16 protein-coding genes are annotated in these 18,550 nt (G+C 54.2%); 5 read left to right on the plus strand and 11 right to left on the minus strand.

Annotated features, from left to right (window positions below; all coding sequences use genetic code 11):
* Nucleotides 1–88 precede the first annotated feature (88 nt).
* Complete coding sequence (gene lplT, locus QWY30_RS06675) at nucleotides 89–1,423, plus strand: lysophospholipid transporter LplT (protein ID WP_290239396.1); 1,335 nt, start codon at nucleotides 89–91, stop codon at nucleotides 1,421–1,423.
* Nucleotides 1,424–1,484: 61 nt separating this feature from the next.
* Here lplT and QWY30_RS06680 read toward each other — a convergent pair whose 3' ends face one another.
* A complete protein-coding gene (locus QWY30_RS06680) occupies nucleotides 1,485–2,342 on the minus strand; it encodes a uracil-DNA glycosylase (protein ID WP_290239398.1) in 858 nt (285 codons plus the stop codon).
* Entirely contained in the window at nucleotides 2,342–3,574 is a 1,233-nt protein-coding gene (tsaB, locus tag QWY30_RS06685) for a tRNA (adenosine(37)-N6)-threonylcarbamoyltransferase complex dimerization subunit type 1 TsaB (protein ID WP_290239400.1), read from the minus strand. Before tsaB ends, QWY30_RS06680 begins: the two co-directional genes overlap by 1 nt.
* A 252-nt stretch (nucleotides 3,575–3,826) precedes the next feature.
* Between tsaB and ompR the strand changes: the two genes are divergently transcribed.
* Together ompR and QWY30_RS06695 are read left to right on the plus strand one after the other, a co-directional pair.
* Complete coding sequence (gene ompR, locus QWY30_RS06690) at nucleotides 3,827–4,561, plus strand: osmolarity response regulator transcription factor OmpR (protein WP_290239402.1); 735 nt, start codon at nucleotides 3,827–3,829, stop codon at nucleotides 4,559–4,561.
* Nucleotides 4,548–5,975, plus strand: a complete 1,428-nt coding sequence (locus QWY30_RS06695; RefSeq protein WP_290239405.1) for an ATP-binding protein — start codon at nucleotides 4,548–4,550, stop codon at nucleotides 5,973–5,975. The genes ompR and QWY30_RS06695 overlap by 14 nt, the downstream gene beginning before the upstream one ends.
* Before the next feature lie 7 nt (nucleotides 5,976–5,982).
* Here QWY30_RS06695 and ispF read toward each other — a convergent pair whose 3' ends face one another.
* Both ispF and ispD read right to left on the minus strand, forming a co-directional pair.
* Entirely contained in the window at nucleotides 5,983–6,471 is a 489-nt protein-coding gene (gene ispF, locus QWY30_RS06700; protein ID WP_290239407.1) for a 2-C-methyl-D-erythritol 2,4-cyclodiphosphate synthase, read from the minus strand.
* Complete coding sequence (gene ispD, locus QWY30_RS06705) at nucleotides 6,468–7,187, minus strand: 2-C-methyl-D-erythritol 4-phosphate cytidylyltransferase (protein ID WP_290239409.1); 720 nt, start codon at nucleotides 7,185–7,187, stop codon at nucleotides 6,468–6,470. Before ispD ends, ispF begins: the two co-directional genes overlap by 4 nt.
* 106 nt (nucleotides 7,188–7,293) lie before the next feature.
* Between ispD and mfd the strand changes: the two genes are divergently transcribed.
* Both mfd and serB read left to right on the plus strand, forming a co-directional pair.
* Nucleotides 7,294–10,764, plus strand: a complete 3,471-nt coding sequence (gene mfd, locus QWY30_RS06710) for a transcription-repair coupling factor (RefSeq protein WP_290239543.1) — start codon at nucleotides 7,294–7,296, stop codon at nucleotides 10,762–10,764.
* Nucleotides 10,765–10,810: 46 nt separating this feature from the next.
* Nucleotides 10,811–11,665, plus strand: coding sequence for a phosphoserine phosphatase SerB (serB, locus tag QWY30_RS06715; protein ID WP_290239410.1), 855 nt, complete (start codon nucleotides 10,811–10,813; stop codon nucleotides 11,663–11,665).
* A 31-nt stretch (nucleotides 11,666–11,696) separates the two neighbouring features.
* Here the strand turns inward: serB and QWY30_RS06720 are convergent, their stop codons facing one another.
* The 7 genes from QWY30_RS06720 to nuoI are packed head-to-tail and all read right to left on the minus strand — an operon-like array spanning nucleotide 11,697 to nucleotide 18,546.
* The gene (locus tag QWY30_RS06720; protein WP_290239412.1) at nucleotides 11,697–12,005 is read right to left on the minus strand and encodes a DUF2818 family protein; all 309 of its coding nucleotides are present in this window, start codon (nucleotides 12,003–12,005) and stop codon (nucleotides 11,697–11,699) included.
* A gap of 51 nt (nucleotides 12,006–12,056) precedes the next feature.
* Nucleotides 12,057–13,544: an NADH-quinone oxidoreductase subunit NuoN gene (gene nuoN, locus QWY30_RS06725; RefSeq protein ID WP_290239414.1), complete on the minus strand. Its 1,488-nt coding sequence runs from the start codon at nucleotides 13,542–13,544 to the stop codon at nucleotides 12,057–12,059.
* Nucleotides 13,545–13,552: 8 nt separating this feature from the next.
* A complete protein-coding gene (locus QWY30_RS06730) occupies nucleotides 13,553–15,055 on the minus strand; it encodes an NADH-quinone oxidoreductase subunit M (protein ID WP_290239416.1) in 1,503 nt (500 codons plus the stop codon).
* Nucleotides 15,052–17,094 (minus strand): NADH-quinone oxidoreductase subunit L, encoded by a 2,043-nt coding sequence (gene nuoL / locus QWY30_RS06735; protein ID WP_290239418.1) that lies wholly within the window; start codon nucleotides 17,092–17,094, stop codon nucleotides 15,052–15,054. The genes QWY30_RS06730 and nuoL overlap by 4 nt, the downstream gene beginning before the upstream one ends.
* Before the next feature lie 16 nt (nucleotides 17,095–17,110).
* Nucleotides 17,111–17,419 carry an NADH-quinone oxidoreductase subunit NuoK gene (gene nuoK / locus QWY30_RS06740; protein ID WP_290195856.1) on the minus strand — a complete coding sequence of 103 codons (309 nt, stop codon included), beginning with the start codon at nucleotides 17,417–17,419 and terminating at the stop codon, nucleotides 17,111–17,113.
* Nucleotides 17,419–18,039 (minus strand): NADH-quinone oxidoreductase subunit J, encoded by a 621-nt coding sequence (locus QWY30_RS06745; RefSeq protein WP_290239545.1) that lies wholly within the window; start codon nucleotides 18,037–18,039, stop codon nucleotides 17,419–17,421. Before QWY30_RS06745 ends, nuoK begins: the two co-directional genes overlap by 1 nt.
* Before the next feature lie 18 nt (nucleotides 18,040–18,057).
* Entirely contained in the window at nucleotides 18,058–18,546 is a 489-nt protein-coding gene (nuoI, locus tag QWY30_RS06750) for an NADH-quinone oxidoreductase subunit NuoI (protein WP_290239420.1), read from the minus strand.
* Between the last annotated feature and the right edge of the window lie 4 nt (nucleotides 18,547–18,550).

The following is an 18,550-nucleotide window of genomic DNA, read 5'->3' on the forward strand; positions in this document are numbered from 1 at the left end:
AGAGGGATATGACCGAGGGGAATCCCTCATTCTTTTATTATCGGGAATGCCGCATTGTGGCGAGCGTTCATTTTTTTGGGAAACCATCTTGAATCGAGGCTTTTTTACCGTCATGGCTGCGCAGGCATTGTCCTCGCTGGCGGATAACGCATTATTTATCGCTGCAATCGCACTCATTCAGGAGCTTCACGGTCCTGACTGGATGGCGCCGATGATGAAGTGGTGGTTTGCCGCCTCTTACGTCCTGTTGGCAGCCTTTGTAGGCGCCGTCGCCGACTCGTTCCCCAAGGGTCGCGTCATGTTCCTGACAAACGCCATCAAGGTGAGCGGATGCCTGCTGATGTTTTCCTACGCAATGTTCGGACTGGCTCAGGACGGTCAAGTCGCTCTGGTCTGCGCGGCTTACGCCCTGGTCGGCATCGGCGCCGCCGCCTACTCCCCCGCTAAATACGGCATCGTCACCGAAATGCTTCACCCCCTGCAGCTTGTCAAAGGAAATAGCTGGATTGAGGGGCTGACCATCCTGTCCATCATCATGGGTACTGTCCTTGGGGGCGTGTTGGTGTCACCCACCGTGTCCTCTTGGCTACTGAGTCACGCCTGGATCAGCCAATTGGTGGACACACCCGCAGAAGCCGCGATTTTAATGATCGCTTTTGTCTATATCGCCGCGGCCACTTGTAACCTTCTGATTCCCAGCACCAACGTTGTCTACCCCAAACAAAACAAAAATCCAGTCAAACTCATTCAAACCTTCGCAGGCTATGTCCGGATTCTCTGGAATGACAAACTGGGACAAATCTCTCTGGGTGTCACCACCCTGTTTTGGGGGGCTGGCGCCACACTTCAGTTAATTGTCATCGAATGGGGCAAAAGCCATTTGGGTTACCGGTTGGATCAAGCCTCGATCTTGATGGGCATTACCGCTCTGGGCACGATCGGAGGCTCGATTTTGGCTGGAAGAGTCCCATTGCCAAAAGCGCTGCGCGTGTTGCCCCTGGGAGTCGGTATGGGCTTCATCGTCATGTTGATGCCTTTTGTGAACAGCTCGATGAGCATTGAGATCATGGGCACTCAGCTTCCCTGGGTCGCATACGTACTCCTGATGTTGATTGGACTGACCTCGGGCATGTTTGTCGTGCCCATGAACGCCCTGCTTCAACACCGGGGTCACGTGCTGCTGTCCGCCGGGCACTCAATTGCCGTGCAAAACTTCAATGAACAACTCAACATTTTGCTGATGGTTGCGGTTTACACGTTATTGTTGTGGCTCAACCTGTCCATTGACATCATCATCTGGATTTTTGGCGGACTGGTCGCATCGCTCATGATTGTCATGATCCGGTGGAACCGCAGTAACTTGACTCAGCAACCCCAACTCCTTGATGAGATCGGTCAGGAGGGGCATGGCAAGGCGCTTTGAGCTCAATGCTCCGAGCGCAGGTTTTGAGAGCCGATTCAGAGAACCGATTCAAAGAGCCGCTTCAGAGACCCGATACTGTTTTGACGAGTTGCAGGTCCTGCCAAACAGCCGCTTTCTCGGAAGGATGATTTAACAAATTGACTGGGTGGCTGGTCACGATCAGAGGGATCTTTTGACCCGCCACCTCGAATGTGTGGGTTTTCTGACGAAGTTGATCAAGTGGTTGATCCGTCTCAAGCAGGGATTGCGCCGCGCGGCCCACGGCTAATATGCTGAACGGCCGCACAAGCTCGATCTGACGCAATAGATATGGTTTGCAGGAAGCCAGCTCGGCGGGCTTGGGATTTCGATTGCCTGGCGGACGGCATTTCACGATATTGCTCACATAGACATTCTGTGTCCGGCTACTCTTGATCGCCATCAGCATGTTGTCGAGCATTAAGCCCGAACGATCCACAAAAGGTTTGCCCGCGCGATCTTCGAGATCATCAGGCGCTTGGCCAATCACCATGATGGCGGGCTGCATGACCCCCTCGCCTATCACTGCCTGTTGACGCTCTCGACACAGACCACAGGCCTGACATGCAGAAATTGTCTCGGCCAGAGCATGCATGTCCATCGCAGCCGCTGCGAGAGGCTGAGTATCGACCTTTGTTTGCTCTGAAGTTGAACTGACCGGGGCTGGAGCCGGGCTGCGATTTTTGTTGGCACTGGGCAATCGCGCAGCTGGCTGCATCACAGCGGCTGGAGGCACAGTGTCTGTTGCTGCAGGCGTCCGAACTTGTTTTATGACAACTGCGATTTCTTTGCTTGCGGGAGGTTGTTCACTCGGCAACCATGGCTTTTCAATGCCGAGCTCCTGCAGCCAGGCAAGCTGCAAGGCAGAGTATTGAAGCGCAGGCGGTTGAGGTGTTGTCATCAGTGGTCAAAACTCTTTTTCAGAATCAAAGCATCTTCTCGCAGACCCTTTGCAGCGGGATAGTAATCCCGTCTGACACCAATCTGGACAAAACCCTCGCTCCGATAAAACGCCAGGGCTGATGCGTTTGAAGGCCGCACCTCGAGCACAATCCCTTCTGTTCCTGCGGAGCGGGCTAAACGCGTCGTGTGTTCGAGCAATTGATGTCCATAGCCACGACGCTGCGCATCACGCGCCACAGCGATCACGAGCAGGTGTGCAACATCAGGCGCCAACATCGTAATGGCGAACCCTTTTAACCCATCCTCCGTGCGCAACACCCAAGCCTCATAACCCGCCTCGAGTGCATCCTCAAAGTTCTTAAGTGTCCAGGGAAACGACTGTACCGCCGCCTCAAGGGCAACCACTTCCGATAAGTCAGCGCGGAGCATAGGTAGCAAGGCTGCCGCACCGGGAGGCTGTGCCCGCGGATTGCCCCCGTCGCCGCGTGCACGCTCCAGAGTTGTAAACGCAACTTTGTCCCGCAGGTAAAGCGGCGCAGCATGCTCCGGTAAAAATGTTTGACCGTCTTTCCAGGCCTGTAATGCGAGAGTCGCTACGGCACCGGCATTGGGACGCGCCTGAAGATCATCCACGATCCAGTGAGCGGGCAAAAGCTTAGCGGCAAGGTGGTTTTGCACGACACTCCAGCCCTCTCCCACCAAGGCGACAGACGAAACGCCCGGAAAACGGTCACGCCATACATGCTGGCGCTGTTCGGCATATAACAGCACATCCGCAGCCGCCAGCAAAACAGGTGGCTGAACGACAACCAGCTCAGCGGCAGCAGACCGGGCATACACGCCAAAATAAACCTCCTCCATGCGCGCATCCAAAGCGACGTAGAGCAAAGAATCGGGATGACGGGAGGCGGCCTGGAGTGCCACGGCTGGCAGCGCCCCGATCTGGATCACCGGAATATCGAGCGCCAACGCAATGCCTTGAGCAACACCACAGGCGACGCGCACCCCGGTAAAAGCTCCCGGTCCCTGTCCAAAGGCGACTGCAGTTAAATCTTTCTGAGTTAGGTTATGCTCGGTTAAAATAGAGTACGCCATTGGGAGTATGGCGGAGGCGTGACCAGTCGTTCCCTCGATCGTGCGTTGAGTCACCACACAAGGCGACTCCCGCTCCGAAATAAGCGCAACAGTGCCTGTGGAGGTTGAGGTTTCGAATGCCAGAATTCTTGTCATAGCTTGATTGTAATGAACCAGCAGGTTTTCATGCGCGCCGGTCTGTCAACCGTTCATTGATACGCCACCCGCCGCTCAATTTTTGAACCTCAATTTTTGAACCTCAATTTTTGAACCTCAATTTTTGAACCTCAATTTTTAAACCTCAACTTTTGAAACACTTTGTTACATGCTGTTAAGCATATGTCAGAGTTTGTAAAACCCTGTGAGATTCACACACTCTCGGAATCGACCACGGTTAAATTTTTGCTTATGAATACTTTACATACTCAGTGCACACGGAAAATTTTGGTGGTCGATGACGATCCCAGATTACGTGACTTATTACGACGATACCTCTCTGAACAAGGCTTCCAGGTGCTGATCGCCGAAGACGCTAGGGAAATGAATAAGATCTGGCAGCGAGAGCACATTGATTTACTCGTACTGGATCTGATGTTGCCAGGCGAAGATGGTTTGTCTGTATGCCGGCGCTTGCGTGCGAACCATGATCAGACGCCCATCATCATGCTGACGGCCAAAGCCGAGGAAATCGATCGCATTATCGGTCTGGAAATGGGTGCGGACGATTATTTGTCCAAGCCTTTCAATCCGCGTGAACTACTCGCGCGCATCAATGCGGTTCTGAGACGACGCAGCACAGAGGAGCACCCCGGCGCTCCCGGACAGGACAACGAGCTCGTTCATTTCGGACCTTACACGCTGAATCTGGCCACACGCAGCCTGACGCGCGACCAACAAATTGTCCCCATTACGACAGGCGAATTTTCCGTTCTCAAAGTCTTCGCGCGCCACCCTAAGATTCCGCTCTCACGTGACAAGCTCATGGAGCTGGCAAGGGGGCGCGAATACGAGGCCTTTGATCGCAGCCTGGATGTGCAGATCTCGCGTTTGCGCAAGCTTCTTGAAATCAATCCGGCAAAGCCCGCTTTTATCCAGACGGTCTGGGGCATGGGTTACGTTTTTGTCCCAGATGGCAGGAATTAACGCACTTAGACAACTATTCAGGCAACAAACACTTCAGTGGCTCCTTGGCGTGGGTCGTGTTTGGTCTTGGCTCTCCAACAAGTTGTCCCAAATCGATCTCTTTACACGCAGTTTTCTCCTGCTCTCAGCACTCATGCTCGCAAGCCTGGGTGCATGGGTCTTGATTTTCTTGAGCTTGGAAATGGGACCGCGCGCTGCGCAAATGAGTCAGCGTATCGCCACCTCAGTCAACCTGACACTGGCGGCACTGACATACGCACCGAAGGTCGAACGAAGGGAATTGTTGCGAACGCTCTCGCTACGCGAGGGCTTGGATGTTTACGCACGAACCGGTCTTGACATGATCGAGCCACTGCCGGACGAACGCTACTGGCAGCGTGTCGCCAAACTCGTTCGCGCCCAACTGGGTGAAGAAACGATGCTGGCTTGGTCGGTCAATGATGTACCAGGGTTTTGGGTCAGTTTCAGACTGAATAATGAAACATATTGGCTCGCCTTTGAACGTCACGAAATACGCCTGACTGGGGGGATCGAGTGGTTGAGCTGGGGTGCGGCCGCGCTTTTACTTTCCCTGATGGGTGCGGCGATTGGCGTGTCTTACATCAATCGACCCCTTGCGCGACTGGCCCGGTCCGCGCAGCTCGTATCCAAAGGTACCTCGCCACCCCCGCTCCCCGAAACAGGCGCACGAGAACTGCGCGCGCTCAACAGTAGCTTTAACCGCATGGCGCGTGAACTCCATCAGGCCAATGCTGACAGGGCACTGATGCTGGCAGGCATCTCACATGATCTGCGTACACCACTTACCCGGATGAGACTCGAAATCGAGTTGAGCAACATCGGTGAATCCGGTCTTCAGGCAATCGATCAGGATCTCGCGCAAATCGATCACTCACTTGCCCAACTAATGGACTACGCACGTCCCGCTAATCCTGAGCCACCACGCGCGATCAATGTTTCCAGATTGGTGGCAGAAGTGACAGAACGCGAACGCTGCCTGACCAGGCATGCAGGCGGCACACTCACCTCCCACATCACCCCGAATTTGTATGCACAAATTTCGGCGACCGATCTGCGCCGAGTTCTCACCAATCTTGTCGAAAACGCGAGACGTTACGGCTTGAGTCCGTCAGGTATCGCTGAGCTTGAAGTGAGACTCGAAGGCAGCAATCACTCGCTCAAAATAAAAGTTTCCGATCACGGTCCGGGCATCCCTGCGCATGACCTCGAGCGCGTGCGCAAGCCTTTCTGGAGAGGCAATTATGCCCGCACGGGTGCCTCCGGGACCGGACTCGGCCTCGCCATTGTTGATCGACTCTTGCAACACATGAATGGCGTGCTGACTTTCAGCGCTCGCCCGGGCGGTGGACTCACGGCTCAGGTTGAAATTTTCACCGATCAAAGCGATGGATAATTCTTGATCACCGCTTGCGTAACAACACGACAGCGTTGGCGGCGATACCCTCCTGGCGACCCAGATGACCCAGCCCCTCGTTGGTTTTCGCTTTGATGTTGATCTCTGTCGTTTGAACACCCAAGTCACTCGCGAGGTGAGCCACCATTGCAGGGGCGTGAGGACCGATTTTAGGTGCCTGAGCGTGGATCGTCGCATCAAGGTTGACCAACTGCCATCCCGAAGCCAAGACCCTGCGATAGGCCTCTCTCAATAAGACCCTGCTGTCGGCCCCTTTGTATTGGGGATCCGTGTCGGGAAACAAACGTCCGATATCCCCAAGTCCAGCAGCACCTAACAACGCATCGGTCACCGCGTGCAATAAAGCGTCTGCGTCCGAATGTCCTTTCAAGCCGTGCGTATGCTCGATCGTGACACCGCCCAAAATCAAAGGACGGCCCTCCACGAGCGCGTGCACATCAAAGCCCTGACCAATTCGAAAAGAAAAATCATTCATATCCAGGACTCCACCCATTCAAAATCTTCAGGCCATGTGATTTTGGTATTTTTCCCTGAGCCCCTCACCAGAACAGGCGAAAATCCCAATGCTTCCATGGCCTGGGCTTCATCCGTCGGAGGAGTCGGCGCAGTGATCGCTTGCGTCAAGGCTTCGAGCAATAAGCCCGCCCTGAACATCTGCGGAGTTTGCGCCAGCCAAAGTCCTTCCCTGGGAACTGTGCGATCAACCTTTTCAGACTGAGGCTGCGACATTTTGAGCGTGTCGGCGGCAGGCATCGCGAGCAAACCACCCACGCCATCGGCCAGGCATGCATCAATCAGCCGTTTCAACGCCTCTGCAGGCAGGCCAGGCCGCGCAGCATCATGAACGAGCACCCAGTCATGCGGCGCCAGTTGCGCCTCGCGCAGCGCGTTTAAAACAGTTTGCGCGCGCGTTGCGCCTCCGCAGGGCGAGCATTGCGTCCGAGGCAAGCCTGACAACACACCAGCCGCCTCATGGTCGCCGGGTGCCACCGCAACGCGCACTTCCTGGATTCGGTGATCCGCCAGCAGAGCTTGAACCGAATGCCTAAGCATGGCTTGTCCCGCTAGCAGACGATATTGTTTGGGCGTTTGGGCTTGCCCCGCCGCGACCGCACGCGCACCAATACCGGCGGCCGGAACAAGGGCGACTACACGAAACGGTGGGTCAAAAGAGGGCTTTGAAGGCGTCATATCCGCTTGATTTTATAATCAATGGTTTCGTCGGTGTCGTAAACATCGTCTCGTCGCGCATCATTTGCGCTTTTTCATGCGCGATCACTCCTGCGATTACCTGTCAATGTCGGCTGCTGCTCAATCTGTCTCTACCCTTCTCTCCTCGCTGAAACCCGGTCTGCGGTTTGCGCAACCACGACCTGCGGGCTCCGGGGACGCATGGCTTTTTACCGAACTCGCTGCTGCCAGCGGCAAAACCCTGGTGATTTTGACGGCCGAGCCTCTTGAAGCCCAGCGCCTAGCGGAGGAAATTCCGATTTTTGCGCCCTCGCTCAGGGTGCGTCCCTTGCCGGACTGGGAAACCCTGCCTTATGACAGCTTTTCTCCCCACCAAGACCTGATTTCCGAGCGGCTGCGGACGCTGCATGCCCTGATGCTGGGCGAAGTCGATGTCCTGACCGTCCCGATCACGACAGCGCTTTATCGACTGGCTCCCCCCAGCTTTCTCGCAGCCTATACCTTTTCGTTCAAGCAAAAGGACAAGCTTGACGAGCATGCACTACGGACACAGCTGACACTTGCCAATTATGCGCACGTCTCTCAGGTCACCGCACCCGGAGAGTTTTGTGTCCGAGGCAGCCTGATCGATCTTTTTCCCATGGGCTCGGTCGTGCCCTACCGTATCGATTTATTTGACGATGAAATCGAATCGATCCGCGCGTTTGACATTGATACGCAACGAAGTCTTTACCCGGTCAACCAAGTCCAGCTCTTACCTGGTCGCGAATTCCCGATGGACGAAGCCGCGCGCAACCACTTTCGCGCCGCGTTCCGGGAGGTTTTCGAAGGTGATCCGTCACGCGCATTACCTTATCGCGATATGGGCAACGGGATCCCGTTCGCAGGTGTCGAGTACTACCTGCCCCTGTTTTTTGAAACCACAGCGACACTTTTCGACTATCTCAAGACCGAAACAATTATCGTCACACTCGGAGATATCGAAGACGCCATGCGTCGCTTTACTCAAGACACGGCGACTCGCTATAACTTTTTAAAAAGCGATCGGGAACGACCTGTTCTGGCACCCGAGGCGCTGTTTCTGAGTAGCGATGCACTGTTCGAGCAACTCAAAACCTTCCCCAGGCTCGCCCTGACCACGGATGCTAAACATCCGGATTTTGACGCGGCCCCTGATATCGGCATCTCGCGCAGAGCAGAAGATCCGCTCGCTAAATTCCGCGAGCTCCTGATGCGCGCCGAGTCGCAGGGTGGCGCGCGTAAATATGGAAATATCCAGCGAATCATTCTGTGCACGGACTCGCACGGGCGTCGTGAAACGATTGTGCAAATGCTGGCCGAGCACGGCTTATCTCCAGATGCCCAGACAGAGTCGGTGGCAAACTTTCTGGAAAGTGACGCGCATTTTGGCATCACGGTAGCCCCTCTTGCGACAGGCTTTGTTGTCAACACCAAAGGCCTGTTGTTTCTGACCGAAAACGATCTGTATCCAGGTCATGGAGGCACGGCTCGGCGCGGCAAACGCGACCAGGAACGCGCCAGCAATGTCGAAGCGATGGTTCGCGATCTCTCCGAATTGCGTGAAGGAGATCCCGTTGTCCATGCGCAGCACGGCATTGGTCGCTACCATGGACTCGTCAATCTGGACATGGGCGAGGGCGAGATGGAGTTCCTCTTTCTCGAATACGCCAACAAGACCACGCTGTATGTGCCTGTTTCTCAACTGCACGTCATCGCGCGCTATAGCGGAACAGACTCTGAATCCGCTCCGCTGCACCTACTTGGTTCCGGTCAGTGGGACAAGGCACGACGCAAGGCCGCTCAACAAGTCCGCGACACCGCAGCCGAGCTGTTAGATCTCTATGCGAAACGCGCGGCTCGACAAGGCTTTGCTTTTAAGCTGCCGCTTGCCGACTACGATCTGTTTGCCGAGGGCTTCGGTTTTGACGAGACTGCCGATCAGGCGGCAGCGATTCAATGCGTGATCGAAGACATGACTTCAGGTCGACCGATGGATCGTCTGGTCTGCGGCGATGTCGGCTTTGGCAAAACCGAAGTGGCCTTGCGGGCTGCGTTTCTCGCGATCGCCAACGGCAAGCAAGTCGCCCTGCTCTGCCCCACGACCTTGCTGGCTGAACAGCATGCGCAAACCTTCGCTGATCGCTTCGCCGACTGGCCCGTCAAAGTCGTCGAGTTATCACGTTTTCGTTCCGCCAAAGAAGTTAAAACCGCGATCGAAGGGATTACGGACGGCACGGTGGATATTGTGATTGGCACGCACAAAATTCTGTCCAAGGATGTGAAGTTCAAACGTCTGGGACTCGTGATCATCGACGAGGAGCACCGCTTTGGCGTTCGACAGAAAGAGGCCCTCAAGTCTTTGCGCGCAGAAGTCGATGTCCTGACGCTTACCGCCACCCCAATTCCGCGTACGCTCGGGATGTCTCTTGAGGGTATCCGGGACTTTTCCGTGATCGCGACGGCGCCTCAGAAACGACTCGCCATCAAAACCTTTGTGCGTCGCGAGGACAACAGCACGATGCGTGAAGCGCTGCTACGCGAACTCAAACGCGGTGGTCAGGCTTACTTTTTACATAACGAGGTCGAGACGATTCATAACCGCAGGGCCCGCCTGGAGGAGCTCGTGCCCGAAGCACGCATCGCGGTCGCGCATGGCCAGATGGGCGAGCGTGATCTCGAGCAGGTCATGAAAGGCTTCTATCAAAAACGTTTCAACGTCTTGTTGTGCACGACGATTATTGAAACCGGGATTGATGTTCCGAGCGCGAACACCATCATCATCCACCGCGCCGATCGTTTCGGACTGGCCCAGCTGCATCAGCTGCGCGGCCGTGTGGGACGCTCGCATCATCAGGCCTATGCTTACCTGATGACACCGGGTGAGGATGCCATCACCAAGAATGCCAAAAAACGTCTTGAAGCGATTCAGGCCATGGAGGAGCTCGGTTCAGGCTTTTTCCTGGCCATGCACGACCTCGAAATCCGCGGTACAGGCGAAGTGCTCGGCGAATCACAGTCTGGAAATATTCAGGAAATCGGTTTTTCGATGTACAACGACATGCTGAACGAGGCCGTCAGAGCGCTGAAAGCTGGCGTTGAGCCTGATCTGGATGCGCCCTTTAGCGCCGGCTGCGAGGTGAATCTCCACGCGCCAGCGCTCTTGCCTGCCGATTATTGTGGCGACGTGCATGCCCGTTTATCCATTTACAAGCGCCTGTCCAACACCACCCACGACGACGATCTGATCGCCATACAAGAAGAACTCATTGATCGCTTTGGCAAATTACCCGAGCCGACTCGCACCCTGATTTCCACGCACAAGCTTAGACTGCTCGGATTGCCGTTGGGCCTGCAAAAAATCGATGCAAGCGAAACGCAGATTGTGTTGCACTTTAAACAAAACGCACCTGTCGACCCGCTCAAACTGATAGAACTCGTGCAAAAACAACGCCATATCCGGTTCTCAGGTCAAGACAAGCTGCGAGTTGAAATCAAGGCGGCTGATGTCGCTGCACGTTTCGATGCCACCCGGACTGTGCTCAGAGCCTTACATTAATGCGTTAAGCTTTTAATCTCATCCAGCGCTTACCTATATCGCCTCCATGACCACTCAACATCTCGTTATTCAGTCCCCAGCTCTTTCCGGAGAATTAATCGAACACGCCGCAGCGATCGCGGAAGCCTCTGGCGTTCAGCGTCTGGGTACAACCGCAGCGCGTATTTTGGGGGTCAGTGACGATGTGGCTATTCGCGAGGAAGTCAGGTTGTGGGGCGAGCGCGTCAATGTCGATACCGCCTACATCACGGCAGGCGCACGACTCAATGATTGCAAAATCTTAGCGATGGATATGGACTCCACCCTCATCAACATCGAATGCATTGATGAGATTGCGGCATTCGGTGGCGTCAAGGAACAGGTCGCGAGCATCACAGAGGCAGCGATGCGCGGAGAAATCAAGGACTTTTCAGAAAGCCTCATACGCCGTGTCGCTTTCCTCAAAGGGCTCTCGACCGAAGTGCTGCAGGCTGTCTACGAACAAAAATTGCGCCTGAACCCAGGCGCAGAGAAGCTTGTCAAAACTGCGCAACAAGCAGGACTGAAGATTTTGCTCGTCTCCGGAGGCTTTACCTTTTTTACAGAAAAACTCAAAAGCCTGCTGAATCTGGACGCTGCGCACGCAAACGTCCTTGAAACCTCTGGGGGCCTTCTGACAGGTCAAGTTCAAGGCAGGATTCTGGATGCGCAAGGCAAAGCAGACACGCTCTCTCAGTTTGCAAAAGAACTCGGCGCGATGCCTGAGCAAATCATCGCCATCGGCGATGGTGCGAACGACCTCAAAATGCTTGGACTCGCGGGTTACTCCGTCGCCTACCGCGCTAAACCTGTCGTGCGCGCACAAGCCCGCTACGCGCTCAATGTCGCAGGGCTCGATGGGGTATTGAACTGGTTTGAGTAATCAGGGTCAGCAGATTTGCGTGGCGCCCTGACTATCGCTTGAGTAAATAACGCACAACAAAGCCTGGAAAGGCGAGCACAACAAATAATGTCAGGGCAGTCACGTAGAACTCCCAGCGCTGCGCAAAGGCATTGCCAATCATGCGCTCGAATAGCATTCCAAGTAGGCCAATGACACAGAACCAGACAAGCAGTTCGAGCACACGCACCCAGAATGGTTTGATGCCGTTGTTAAAGCGCTGAACCGGAATCACAGCGAACAGCCTTTCGTTGATGAAAGGCAGGTTCGCTGCCACGCAGGCCAGCACAATTAACAACCAGACAGCGGCACTTTGATTCATCAGCAACAACCTTCGTGGTGGCAACCAAGTCCGCGGAAAACCTGACTATTTTTAGTATGAAAGCGTGATGTGCATGACCTGCAAGCACAAAGCAATCAAAGCGCCAGGCATCAGGCCCAAGACCAGCACCAGTAAACCGTTGATCAGCATCAAACCGTTCGACAGCACGCCCATTGCCGGGACTTTCGACACCGGCTCGGCGGGCTCATCGAAATACACAACCTTGATGACGCGCAGGTAATAAAACGCACCGATCAGGGAGAACATGACCGCAACCACAGCAAGCCACAGGCGGTCTGACTGGAGCAGTGACTGCAAAATCAAGAGCTTGGCATCAAAGCCGACGAGTGGGGGCAGACCTGCCAACGAACACATCAAAATCAGCATCATCGCGGCAAGCCATGGACTGCGACGGTTGAGGCCTTTTAAGTCATCAATGTTCTCGCATTCAAATCCTTCGCGAGACAAATACATCACCAAGCCAAAGCTCGCCAGTGTCGTCAGGACATAGGTCAGCATATAGAACAAAGCCGAACCATAGGCCGACGTGTTGGCCTGAATATCACCGTCCAGGGAGCCTGAGGCCAGTCCCAAGATGACAAAACCCATATGGGAGATTGTCGAATACGCCAGCATGCGTTTGAAGTTGGTTTGCATGATCGCGGTCAGGTTACCGATCGCGAGCGACAACACGCCCAATATCAGCAACATTGGTTGCCAGTGAACGGCCAGCTCGCCAAAGCCCACGACAAGCATACGCACCACAATCGCAAACACAGCAAGCTTAGGCGCAGCAGCTAGAACCAGCGTGACCGCAGTGGGCGCACCTTGATAAACATCAGGCACCCACATATGGAAAGGCACAGCGCCCAGCTTGAAGGCCAAGCCTGCGACCAAAAACACCACACCAAACGCCAAAGGTAGATAGTCAATCTGACCGGATCCCACTGCGTCAGCGATATTTCTCAGATCCAGATTGCCCGTTGCTCCATACATCATGGACATGCCATACAGCATGAAACCTGACGCAAGTGAACCCAGCACGAAATACTTCATGGCGGCTTCGGTGGATTGGGCATGATCACGACGCATCGCAACCAGCGCATACAAAGCCAGAGACATCAACTCGAGACCGAGATAAATCGTCAGGAAGTTTCCTGCCGAGATCATCACCATCTGTCCAAGCAGGGCAAACAACACGAGGACGTAAAACTCACCGCCTCGAAGCATATCGCGGCTCTGTACGTATTCACGTCCATACACGAGGGTCAATGCCACAGCGATGTACGAAGCAATTTTCAGGACATGGGCAAAAGGATCTGCCACATAGAGACCAGAAAAGGTTTCTCCAACCAGTCCGGAGCCAAGCTGCCAGAGCGAGATCACTGTCAGAATTGCCAGCGTCAGGAGTGACAAACCATAGGCCAACGTGCGGCGCGGAGACTGGCTAAACGCGTCCAGTACCAGAATGACCATACCCAGCACCAGCAAGATAATTTCTGGTGCGGCCAGGGCGAAATCGAATTGGGATTGCATCATGGCGAGGCTTACAGTTTTGAAATAGACACGTGTTGCAACAGGGCCTCAACCGAAACGTGCATCACGTCGGTAAAGGGCTTGGGATAGACACCCATATAAATCACGGCAATCGCCATGATGCCAAGGATCAGGAATTCCCGCGAAGTCAGGTCATGCAGATCCTTGACATGGTCATTCGCGACTTCGCCGAAGGCGACACGTTTGACCATCCAGAGCGAGTACGCCGCACCAAGAATGAGCGCAGTGGCGGCCAGCAAACCAATCCAGAAGTTGTATTCGACCGCGCCCATGATGACCATGAACTCACCCACGAACCCACTGGTCGCTGGCAAGCCCGCATTGGCCATCGAAAATAGGACAAAGAATGTCACGAACTTGGGCATCGTGTTGACCACGCCACCATAATCGGCGATTTGACGGCTGTGCATGCGGTCATACAGCACACCGATACACAAGAACATCGCTGCAGAGACAAAACCGTGCGACACCATTTGGACGATCGCACCCTCGACGCCTGCGGTGTTGAACATAAACAAACCGAGTGTCACGAAACCCATGTGCGCGATGGACGAATACGCCACCAGCTTTTTCATGTCATCCTGAACCAGAGCCACCAAGCCAATGTAAATCACCGCGATCAACGACAGCGCAATGATCAGGCCCGCCATGCTCGCAGCGGCGTCAGGCACGATTGGTAATGACAAACGCAAGAATCCGTAGGCACCGAGTTTGAGCATGATCGCTGCGAGGACCACCGAGCCACCCGTTGGTGCCTCGACGTGCGCATCAGGCAACCAGGTATGCACGGGCCACATCGGTACTTTCACAGCGAAGGCCGCCAGGAAAGCAAAAAATATGAACAACTGGGGTGTTGAATCGAGTGGGAGCGTATGCCAGGTCAGGATATCAAATGAACCGCCCGAAGCGTTCCAAAGATAAAGGAAAGCAACCAGGGTCAAGAGCGAACCCAACAGCGTATACAGAAAGAACTTGAATGCTGCGTAGACACGGTTCGGTCCACCCCAGACACCCACGATGATGTACATCGGAATCAAGGTGGCTTCGAAGAAAATGTAGAACAGCAGGCCGTCGAGTGCGGCAAAGACACCAATCATCAGTCCCGACAAAATCAGGAAAGCCGCCATGTATTGCGAAACGCGTGACGTGATGACTTCCCAGCCTGCCATGACCACAATGATCGTAATGAAAGCAGTGAGCAAGACGAACCACAAGGAAATACCGTCCACACCCAGGTGGTAGTACACGGCAAAGGCTTCAATCCAGATTGTTTTCTCAACAAACTGCATCGCAGCCGTTGAGCTGTCAAAACCCAGGTAAAGCGGAATCGTCACCAGGAAACTGACAATGGCGCCGATCAGGGAAAGACTACGCGTCAATCCTGGACGGTCGTCGCGACCCAGGGCCAACACAATCAGACCGCAAACGATCGGAACAAAAATCGAAAGCGTGAGCCAAGGAGTAGAAAAAGAAGCCATCTCGCTCGCCATCATTTGGTACCAAAGATAATGTAGGTAATCGCCGCCATGAGGCCGATGATCATCGCAAATGCGTAGTGATAGATAAATCCGGTCTGAAAGCGTCTGGTAATCGCGGCGATCACTCCCACCACTTTGGCTGAACCATTGACCAGCAAGCCGTCAATCAATCCACGATCAGCTTGCTGCCAGAGACCTTTACCCAAGGCACGTGAGCCACGTGCCATCACTTGCTCATAAAACCAGTCAAAAAAGTACTTGTTCTCAAGGATGCAATTAATCCCTTTCAGCTTGCTCTGGATCGCGGCAGGAACTTTAGGATTAATCAAATAGCAATACCATGCGATCACCGCGCCAGCGATCATCAGCCAGAACGGAACCGTGACAAAGGCGTGCAACCCATAAGCCACCCAGCCATGCCAGGTTTTAGCCATTGCTGCCATTGCAGGATGCTGGGCCAAAACGACGATCGTATCCTTGAAGTAGCCACCGAACAACAAGGTATCGCACAACCATGCGCCAGCGAAAATCGAGGGAATCGCCAACAACACCAGAGGCAAGGTCACAACCCAGGGTGACTCGTGTGGAGTCCCGCCGTGATGACCATGATCATGGGCGTGGTCGTGATCATCATGACCGTGCGCTGCATCGTGATGGCCGTGACCATGATCGCCAGAGGTGTCAAAACGCTCTTTGCCATGGAACACCAGGAAGTACACACGGAATGAATACAACGAGGTGACAAATACTCCAATCAACGTTGCATATTGCGCGAAACCCGCACCCCAGACTGTAGAGGCGGCAGCCGCTTCGATGATGTGCTCTTTGGAGTAGAAGCCTGAAAAGAAAGGTGTGCCGACTAGCGCTAGGGTACCAATCAGGAAGGTGATCCAGGTAATGGGCATGTACTTGCGCAAACCACCCATGTTTCGGATGTCCTGATCGTGATGCATGCCGATGATGACGGAGCCTGCGCCCAGGAACAGGAGAGCCTTGAAGAACGCGTGAGTCATCAGGTGGAAAATCGCGACTGAGTATGCCGAGGCACCCAATGCCACTGTCATATACCCCAACTGTGAAAGCGTCGAGTACGCGACCACCCGCTTGATGTCATTCTGGATGATGCCCAGAATACCCAGGAAGAGCGCGCCAATCGCACCGATGATGATGATGAAGGACAGTGCAACATCCGACAACTCAAAGATCGGTGAAAAACGGGCCACCATGAAAATACCCGCTGTCACCATGGTCGCCGCGTGAATCAGTGCGGAGATTGGCGTTGGGCCTTCCATCGAATCAGGCAACCAGGCGTGCAGCGGAACCTGCGCTGATTTACCCATTGCGCCAATAAACAGACAAATACATGCGACCGTCAACAGCATCCAGTCGGTACCTGGCAACGTTTCTTTGGCCAAGTCGCCAGCCTGCTTGAACACCTCGCCATAATGCATCGTGCCTGCATACGCGAACAACAAGCCAATGCCCAGTACAAAACCGAAGTCACCGACACGGTTCACCAAGAAGGCTTTCATGTTGGCAAAAATCGCGGTGGGCTTGGTGTACCAGAAACCGATCAACAGGTAGGACACAAGGCCAACCGCCTCCCAACCGAAAAACAGCTGAACCATGTTGTTGGCCATCACCAGCATCAGCATGGAGAAGGTAAACAGGGAAATATAGGCAAAGAAGCGCTGGTAGCCGGGGTCTTCAGCCATGTAACCGATGGTGTAGATGTGGACCATCAACGACACGGAAGTCACGACCACCATCATTAGCGCTGAGAGCGGATCAATCAAAAAACCGATTTCCAGTTTGGCCTGACCCAGCATCATCCAGGTGTAGACCGTGCCGTCATAGCGCAAACCATTGAGAACATCGAGCAGGACCAGCACTGAACCCACGGCCGAAAAAGCGACCAATGCAATGGTGATCATGTGTGAGGTGCGTCGTCCGACTTGACGACCCAGGAAACCCGTACCGAACAGGCCTGCCAAAACCGCACCCAGCAAAGGAGCGAGTGCGATGGCTAAATAGAGACTAGGTGAGCTAAACATATTCTTCTATTCCCGATTAGCCCTTTAGGCGGTCAAGTTCGTCAACATTGATCGTGCTGAGGTTGCGGAACAACAGCACCAGGATCGCCAGGCCAATCGCAGCCTCAGCGGCAGCCACCGTCAGGATAAAAAACACAAACACCTGACCGGCTTCGTCACCCATCCAGGTGGAAAACGCGACGAAGTTCATGTTGACCGCGAGCAGCATCAGCTCGACCGACATCAGCAGAACAATCAAATTACGGCGATTCAGAAAGATTCCAAAGACACCGATCGCAAACAAAATGGCGCCAAGCACCAGAAAATGGGGAAGTGTCAACGTCATCATGCTTGGTCTCCCGATTTGGCGTTCACAGCTTCCTGACTGGGCAAGTCAACCAATCGGACGCGCTCGGATGCGCGCACGCGCACAGATGCTGCGGGATCGTTGTACTTGACGTCCCGGCGCTTGCGTAGTGTCAAAGAAATGGCCGCGATCATGCCGACCAACAAAAGTACGGCACCGACCTCAACTGCGTAGGCATACTCGGTGTACATCAATTCACCAAGCGCGCGAGTGTTGTTGTAGTCATCACCCATGTCTGCGGCCGCCCCGACCTGCCCCCATGAAGTGGACAGGACAAAAGACATCTCCACCACCATGATCAGACCCACCAGTAGGCCCATTGGCAAGTAGGTTTTGATTCCTGCGCGCAACTCTTCCATTTTCACGTCAAGCATCATCACGACGAACAGGAAAAGCACCATGACGGCCCCGACGTAGACGAGCACGAGGAGCAAACCGAGAAATTCGGCACCCAGCAACATCCAGATCATGGCTGCGTTGGCAAAAGCCAAAATCAGATGCAGCACAGCGGTGACCGGGCTCGAAGCCGTAATCACGCGAAACGCCGCAACCACCAACACGATGGCAAGGACATAAAACAAAATAGTGATAAACATGATTTCTTTCTGCCCCGGCGATCAGCGATAAGGCGCATCGATGGCGCGATTGAGGGCGATTTCGTCTTCGTAACGATCGCCTACGGCCAGCAACATGTCTTTAGTGAAATACAAGTCACCACGTTTTTCACCGTGGTACTCATGGATATGTGTTTCGACAATCGAATCCACCGGGCAGCTCTCTTCGCAAAAGCCACAAAAAATACATTTCGTGAGATCGATGTCATAGCGAGTCGTGCGACGTGTGCCGTCCGCGCGCTGATCCGATTCAATCGTAATGGCCATGGCCGGACACACTGCTTCGCAGAGTTTGCAGGCGATGCAACGCTCTTCGCCGTTGGGGTAACGACGCAAAGCGTGCAAACCGCGAAAGCGCGGTGACATGGGTGTCTTTTCCTGAGGATATCGCAGCGTAATCTTGCGCTTGAAAAAATACTTGCCAGTCAGCTTCATGCCCTTGAGTAACTCAAGCAGCAAGAGGCTACCGAAAAAATCCTTGATCGCTTCCATAAAT

Source organism: Zwartia panacis (genome assembly GCF_030410395.1).
GTDB lineage: Bacteria > Pseudomonadota > Gammaproteobacteria > Burkholderiales > Burkholderiaceae_B > Zwartia > Zwartia panacis.

Bases quoted from the DNA above. Each gene is read 5' to 3' on its own strand.
- QWY30_RS06680 (WP_290239398.1), bottom strand. From the start codon at position 2,342: ATGACAACACCTCAACCGCCTGCGCTTCAATACTCTGCCTTGCAGCTT.
- tsaB (WP_290239400.1), bottom strand. From the start codon at position 3,574: ATGACAAGAATTCTGGCATTCGAAACCTCAACCTCCACAGGCACTGTT.
- ompR (WP_290239402.1), top strand. From the start codon at position 3,827: ATGAATACTTTACATACTCAGTGCACACGGAAAATTTTGGTGGTCGAT.
- QWY30_RS06695 (WP_290239405.1), top strand. From the start codon at position 4,548: ATGGCAGGAATTAACGCACTTAGACAACTATTCAGGCAACAAACACTT.
- ispF (WP_290239407.1), bottom strand. From the start codon at position 6,471: ATGAATGATTTTTCTTTTCGAATTGGTCAGGGCTTTGATGTGCACGCG.
- ispD (WP_290239409.1), bottom strand. From the start codon at position 7,187: ATGACGCCTTCAAAGCCCTCTTTTGACCCACCGTTTCGTGTAGTCGCC.
- mfd (WP_290239543.1), top strand. From the start codon at position 7,294: ATGTCGGCTGCTGCTCAATCTGTCTCTACCCTTCTCTCCTCGCTGAAA.
- serB (WP_290239410.1), top strand. From the start codon at position 10,811: ATGACCACTCAACATCTCGTTATTCAGTCCCCAGCTCTTTCCGGAGAA.
- QWY30_RS06720 (WP_290239412.1), bottom strand. From the start codon at position 12,005: ATGAATCAAAGTGCCGCTGTCTGGTTGTTAATTGTGCTGGCCTGCGTG.
- nuoN (WP_290239414.1), bottom strand. From the start codon at position 13,544: ATGATGCAATCCCAATTCGATTTCGCCCTGGCCGCACCAGAAATTATC.
- QWY30_RS06730 (WP_290239416.1), bottom strand. From the start codon at position 15,055: ATGATGGCGAGCGAGATGGCTTCTTTTTCTACTCCTTGGCTCACGCTT.
- nuoL (WP_290239418.1), bottom strand. From the start codon at position 17,094: ATGTTTAGCTCACCTAGTCTCTATTTAGCCATCGCACTCGCTCCTTTG.
- nuoK (WP_290195856.1), bottom strand. From the start codon at position 17,419: ATGACGTTGACACTTCCCCATTTTCTGGTGCTTGGCGCCATTTTGTTT.
- nuoI (WP_290239420.1), bottom strand. From the start codon at position 18,546: ATGGAAGCGATCAAGGATTTTTTCGGTAGCCTCTTGCTGCTTGAGTTA.